Source organism: Acinetobacter sp. IK31 (genome assembly GCF_035615195.1).
Taxonomy (GTDB): Bacteria; Pseudomonadota; Gammaproteobacteria; order Pseudomonadales; family Moraxellaceae; genus Acinetobacter; species Acinetobacter calcoaceticus_C.
Genome location: NZ_JANBOB010000002.1, coordinates 597,661 through 604,158, shown reverse-complemented (window position 1 = coordinate 604,158; position 6,498 = coordinate 597,661). Strand labels below are relative to the sequence as shown.

Annotated in this window: 2 protein-coding genes; both read left to right on the top strand. The window is 36.4% G+C overall.

All coding sequences use genetic code 11. From position 1 onward, the window contains the following. On the top strand, positions 1-5,913 hold a 5,913-nt coding region (locus MSG66_RS03645), incomplete at its 5' end, for a DUF637 domain-containing protein (RefSeq protein ID WP_324652352.1). Continuing rightward, positions 5,910-6,332: a hypothetical protein gene (locus tag MSG66_RS03640; RefSeq protein ID WP_239969320.1), complete on the top strand. Its 423-nt coding sequence runs from the start codon at positions 5,910-5,912 to the stop codon at positions 6,330-6,332. The genes MSG66_RS03645 and MSG66_RS03640, both read left to right, overlap by 4 nt. Positions 6,333-6,498: the final 166 nt, after the last annotated feature.

Sequence of the window (6,498 nt, the reverse complement as noted above, 5' to 3'; positions counted from 1 at the left end):
GCCAACCCATTTTTAGCCACAGGCGAAGCGCGGGTTATTTTAAATGAAGTAAATTCGTCAGCAGCTTCACGCTTTGAGGGGAACTTGGAAGTTGCAGGGCAAATGGCAGATGTGATTATTGCCAACCCTTCTGGTATTAGCATTAAGGGTGGTGGCTTTATTAATGCCAATAAGGCAATTTTTACCACGGGTAAACCTCAGTTAAATGCTGATGGCAGTATCAAGCAGTTTACGGTTGACCAAGGAAAAATTACGGTCTCAGCAAATCCTAATTCTAAATTTGGCTTGGGGGGAAATAATAACGATGCAAACTATGTTGACCTCTATGCCCGTGCACTAGAACTCGGCGCTGAGCTTCGTGCCAAAAATGATATTCAGGTCATTGCCGGGGCAAATAATGTCAGTGCAGATTTGCAGGATGTTACAGCTAAAACAGGCACGGGAACTGCACCGACTTTGGCGGTGGATGTTAAAGCGCTGGGTGGCATGTATGCCAACAACATCTATTTGATGGGAACTGAAAAAGGCTTAGGCGTGACGAACGCAGGGACTATTCAGGCAGTAAACAATCTGGTGATTACCAGTGCCGGAAAAATTGAACACAGCGGTACAATCAGTTCGACCAGTAAAACCCAAGGATTAGTGAGCATACAGACAACGGGTACTGGTGCAGCTGCCGATATCAACTCATCAGGCAGTATTAATAGTAATAGTGCGTTAAATATCGATTCAGGCAATAACCTGAATGTAAATGCTAAAGAAATTATTATTAATAATGGTAGCTTGGCTTCTTCACCTTTAATCGTTAATGCCAAAGGTAATATCAATCTGGCGGCTGATACCCGCATTATGGATGACTCACAAGGTGGGGATGTCTATATTGATGCAGCGAATATCAATCTTGCAGCGGGATCGGAACTCAAAAGTAACCGTGGTACAGCAAACATACAAGTACAAAAAGACTTGGTCGCAGCTAAAGGGGCAAAACTGATTGCAGCCAAAGATTTAAATGTTTTAAGTAACGGTAAGTTATCTCTTACGGAAAACCATATACAGGCATCATTAGGTTCAATCAATCTACAAGCAAATTCAGCTAATACCCAAAATCTGATTGATCTCCAAGGCGGAACGATTTATGCAGGTAAAGATTTAAACCTCTATAGTTCAGGAGATTTAAATCTAAAGAATCTTGGATTTTCACTTGAAAATGCTGCAACCAGAGTTAAAAACATTAAAGGCTACAGTGGACGTAATCTGGTCTGGAATAATGCTGACAAGGCACTTCCACTTATTACTGGCATGGTTCAGCTGGATGCAGCCAATAATTTAACCGTTACGGCAAAAGAAATTTCCAATAAAGACAGCATTCAACTACATGCCAATCAGGTAGCACTCAATAGTGCATTAACTTCACAAAAAAATATTGATGTCAGTTCTGAAATTGCTGATCTTGTTTTAAGTCAGGCACTCAAGGCTCAAGGTGATATTAATCTAACCGCACTTGCTGGTGGAGTTACTGCAAATAGCTTAAAGGCCACATCTTCGGCTGGAAAGATTTCTATACTCGCGAATAAAAATATAAATTTAAACTCGACCCAGACAAGCAAGGCGATGCCTGCGGCTGATAAAGATGAATTAACGACTGATCAGTCTGTTATTAGTGGTTTAAAAGGCGTAACGCTTGGCTCGATTGGTGATGGCACCGTTAACTTACAATCAGTACAAGTTAATGCAAGTCAGGGCGATATATTAGTTTCGAGTAATAATGGAATAAATCTAAAGGCTAATAGTGATGTAGTTGTTACTGCAAATAAGGGCCAAGTTAAAACGGTAAATAATGTTCTAAAGGGAAAAACTGTTTCGATAGAAAATAGTAAATCCGATATTAAAATCCAAAATACAGACCTCAGCTCTACGGTTGGTAAACTTGCGATCAATAGTAGAGCAGGCATGAGCACAATTATCGATAGCGTATTAACGTCAAAAGGTAATACTGAACTCTATGCAAAAGATTTACTGACTTTACAGGGTGTGAATGCTACTTCAGACCAGCATCTTGCGGTAAGCTCTGGTCGTACAGTTTATAGCAATGCTGAGTATACGCCAGCGACCAAATGGATTGCTGATAAAGTCACTAACTTAACATCTAAGGGCGTGACCTCTGTAACGGCTACAGGCAACCAAGTACTACAAAATACAAATTTAACGGGCGGGGCTGTTTTATTAGAAGCAGGTGGTTTTATTTTAGGCCAGACTGGATTGAACTTAAATGCAGTCGGAAGTGATTTACTCAAGAATGATACAAAGTTAAATAGTTTAAATGGTGATCTTAGTATTCAAACCAATTCTAACTTAACGATTGACCCAAAAGTTTATAGTTTAAAGGCAGTAGGTGATATTGAACTTTCATCTAAAAACGGTAATCTGACTTTAATTGGACATGGTGGAGAAGATGGGATTGGTTCTGAACGAGTTGTTAAGCTTAGTACACTAACCGGAGGAATTAGTTTAGAAGGAACAAGGGTTGAATTACAAGGTTCTGAATTGGTTGCACAAAAAAACATTAAAATTTTAGCAAATAATGATGATGTTCAGGTAAGTGCTATTAAAAATAAACTCAATAATAATAAGTTGTCAGATAGCAATAAGTTGTTGGTTGATTTAATGGAAATAGATAATAAATTTAAGAAAATAAGTATTGATAATAAATATACAGAAAGTTTTCTTGCTGACGTTAAAATTCTTGAAAATGCGTATGATATAGCTTTTCATTTTAATCCTTCTGCTTATGAGCAAGATGCTTCTTATCGAAAAGGAACTGATAAAGATATACAATTTTTTAATGAGTTTTATGATGGTTTTGTGAAAAAATATAGTGATATTATTGAGCCCAATATATATTCTCAGCAATTAAATGGAACAAAATATTCTACTCAAATTTCAATAGCTGTTCCATTTGGTGATGGAGATTATGCTCGCAGGGAAGATATTTTAAGCCCAAATGGTTATTTTAAATATAAATATAATCAAAATGAGATTAGAAGTGAAATTGATTATTTATCAAAATTAAATGGATACGAGCACTTTAGCTCCAAATTAGTTAGTAGCATAGGGGATATTGATATTAATTCATCAAAAGGTATTTCTATTTCTGGTTCTGAATTAATGTCTAAAAAAGGACTAGTGAATATCGAAGCACTTGGAGCATTATCTCAAAATTATACAAGTACAGTACAAGGGAATGATAAAAAACCTAAGACTCTTGGAGCAAGTATTATTATTGATGGTTCACAGGATTTTTATGATAAAGGCAGTGAAAATGATGAAAATTATAGTATGAGAACACTAGTTATCCCTACCATTATTAATGGAGATAAAGGAGTTAACATAAGAGCGGTAGGGAAAACTAAGGATGATAATTTGGTTTTACAAGCTACTGGTATTATTTCAAAAAATGGTGATGTGAAAATAGAATCAAATAAAAGTATTTTATTTGATGCCGCAGTTGAACAAAGTTATGACCGCTCAACAACTACTGAAAAGAAAAAATCATGGGGTGGTTTAAAGAAAAAATATATTACGACTGTTTCTGAAAACAATGAAACTAATGCAGCATCAGTTGATATTTCTGGAAAGAATATTTCGATTGAAACGAAGAAACTAGATCCCTCTGTAGATGCTAAGACACCAGATAATAATATTGATATTTATTCTGGGCGTTTCACTGCTAATGGTGGAAAAGTTTCGATTAACTCTGGTGGTAATCTTAATTTTTACACAGTAGAAGAGAGTTCTAGCAGTAATGTAGATATTACAAAAAAATCATCATTTGCTGGTATTAAATACAATACCTCTAAAACTAATGCAACACGTACTCAAGTTAGTGAATTACCTGCCACTTTAAAGGCAGACTACATTGGTACTAAATCAGGGTTTGATACCAGACTTGTTGGAACAGAGTTTGAGTACTTAAAAGGTGCATCAATTGAAGCTGGTGGTAAGTTAGAACTCATTGCAGCGAAAACATCTATTACTGACTTATTAAAAAAAGAAAAGAATTCTGTAGTTTGGCAGTCAATGCAGGATAAAGGCTCTATCACTGAAACTGCTCAATTACCAAGTTTTAACGGTCCAGTTTTACCTACTTTTAAAGCCGCTGGTGGTTTAAGTGTACAAGTTCCAATTAGTGAAAAAGACGTTAATAAAGTTGAATTGCGTAATGAAATTCTAAAACTGGCAAATCAGCCAGGAAATGCTTATCTCAAAGAATTAGTTAATCGAAAAGATGTAGATTGGCAAACAGTTCTATTAACTCAAAAAGATTGGGATTATAAGTCACAAGGTTTAACAGGTGCTGGGGCAGCAATTATTGTCATCATTGTAACAATTGTTACGATGGGTTCGGGTACGGCAGCGGCAGCTGGTGCAGCAGGAGGGGCTGCTGCAGGCGGTACTACTGTTGGACTTGGCGCAAGCATGCTCGGTGCTGCTGGCGTTACTACAACAGCAGCAGGAGCAATTGTTCCCTCAGCTCTAGGTGCCATGGCAAATGCAGCAATCACCAGTCTGGCAGCTCAAGCAAGTGTAGGATTGATTAACAACGGCGGAGATATTGGTAAAACACTAAAAGATTTAGGAAGTAAAGATTCTATTAAGAATTTAGCAGCATCAGTAGTCACTGCTGGCTTAATGAGCCAAGTTGGTTCTGCTTTAAATTTAAAACCAGATAGTACTCTTCTACCAGACCGATTAGCTAATAATTTTGCATCATCAGTAGGATCAACTTTAGTACAAACTGCGATTAAAGGGGGAGATCTCGGAGATAATTTACAGGTTGCATTACTAGCAGGTTTAGGTGGAGCTTTACAAGGAGAGTTGGCTAGTCAGATTGGGGCGAGTTTAGAAAAAGTCGATCCTAACGTATTTGAATATACACTTCATAAGATTGCTCATGCTGTCGTAGGTTGTGCAGCGGCAGCAGCTACAAAACAGAGTTGTGAGGCAGGAGCCATTGGGGCTGGTGTTGGTGAAATAGTTGCGGAATTAATGATACCGGAAGGTAAAACAGCCCTTGATTTAACCGACGCTGAAAGAACAAAAATTAAGGATACAAGTAAAATTGTTGCTGGAACAACCGCTGCCTTTGCTGGCTATGATGTTAATACAGCTGCAAATAGTGCAAATGTGGCTGTTGAGAATAATAGCTTGGGTAAATTAGTAACAACAGCAGGGAAGGCAGCATATAAGGTTGCGAAAAAAATTTCGGATATGCCAGCTTCATTGAGAGCTAATTTAAAGCCTTCTGAAGTATTAGAAATGCTCAGAAAAGAAGGGGTTCAAGGTGTAATCGATATTGGTGATAATATTGTTACATTAGTGAGTCCATCATCTACTATCGGTGATAGAGCATTTGCGTTAATTGATTTGGCAATCGGTGTGGATTTAAAAGCAGCAAAAAATGTTGATATTTTAAAGACAGACCAAAAGATTCTTGTAAAGAATCTAGGAACATCTTCAACAAAAAATTCAATTCTTTCAGCTGCAAAGCAATCAAACCTGAAGAGTTTAGAATTACCTATAAATGGTAAAATTTTTAAACCTGATCCGAATTTATCTTCAGGAGCTGCGGTTTATAAAGGTGCTTCTAATGAAGATATTTACACAGCCTTCAAAGAAATAGCCGGAATTAGAACATTACCTAATAGTAGTAGTCCGATGTATCAACCTATTAAAGGAAAAACATCATTAAGTGGTCAACCTGGATACATTATTCGTGTACCCCAGTCAGATGGTAGCACAGTAGTATTGAGAAATTTTTCTTTATCACAGACGGAGTCACAGGCACGTTTTACGATTGATATTCAAAAACCTGCGGGCATGAAAGTAAATAAATTGGAGCTGAAATTTCAATGAAACAGATAAATGCAATATTAAAAATATTTCAGGAATGGCATGAAAATATGGGGTTAGAATATCTTTGGTACTCTAGTGATGATGAATTAATTAGATTTTATCCTGAATTGGAGTTGGAGTATGATCCAGATACTGCCTTTTTTAAAGCCTTAGAAATCTTACTGAAAAGTGGGGATAAATGTTTATATTATAATTTAAATAGTGAAGATCCTTCAAAGGATGGAGAGCATTTAACAGGTTCACCAGAAGAGCAGCTTGCTTTACTTAAAGAAGTATGGGTTGGTAAAGCAGAAATGAAGAAAATGGATGAAGAAAATAGTTATTTAGGGTGGTATTTTTTAGTTTTTTGTCCTTACTCATTAGCTCATAAAATATATGATGAGCATGGAAATTTTTTAAAATGGTGGCATGCTGAATAATTTCTATAATTGTTTTTAATTTATTACTTGCAGTATACGGTGAGAGTAAAAATATAAATGGGTATAAGAATTTTTATTGCCCTAGTTTTTTATTCTCCGTATTTTGAGTTTTAGTTTGTCATTTTATGAGTTTACTTTTTATGATTTCAAGTTAAAAAATAGATTT

Coding starts and splice junctions, on each gene's coding strand:
- MSG66_RS03640 (WP_239969320.1), top strand. CDS start 5,910: ATGAAACAGATAAATGCAATATTAAAAATATTTCAGGAATGGCATGAA.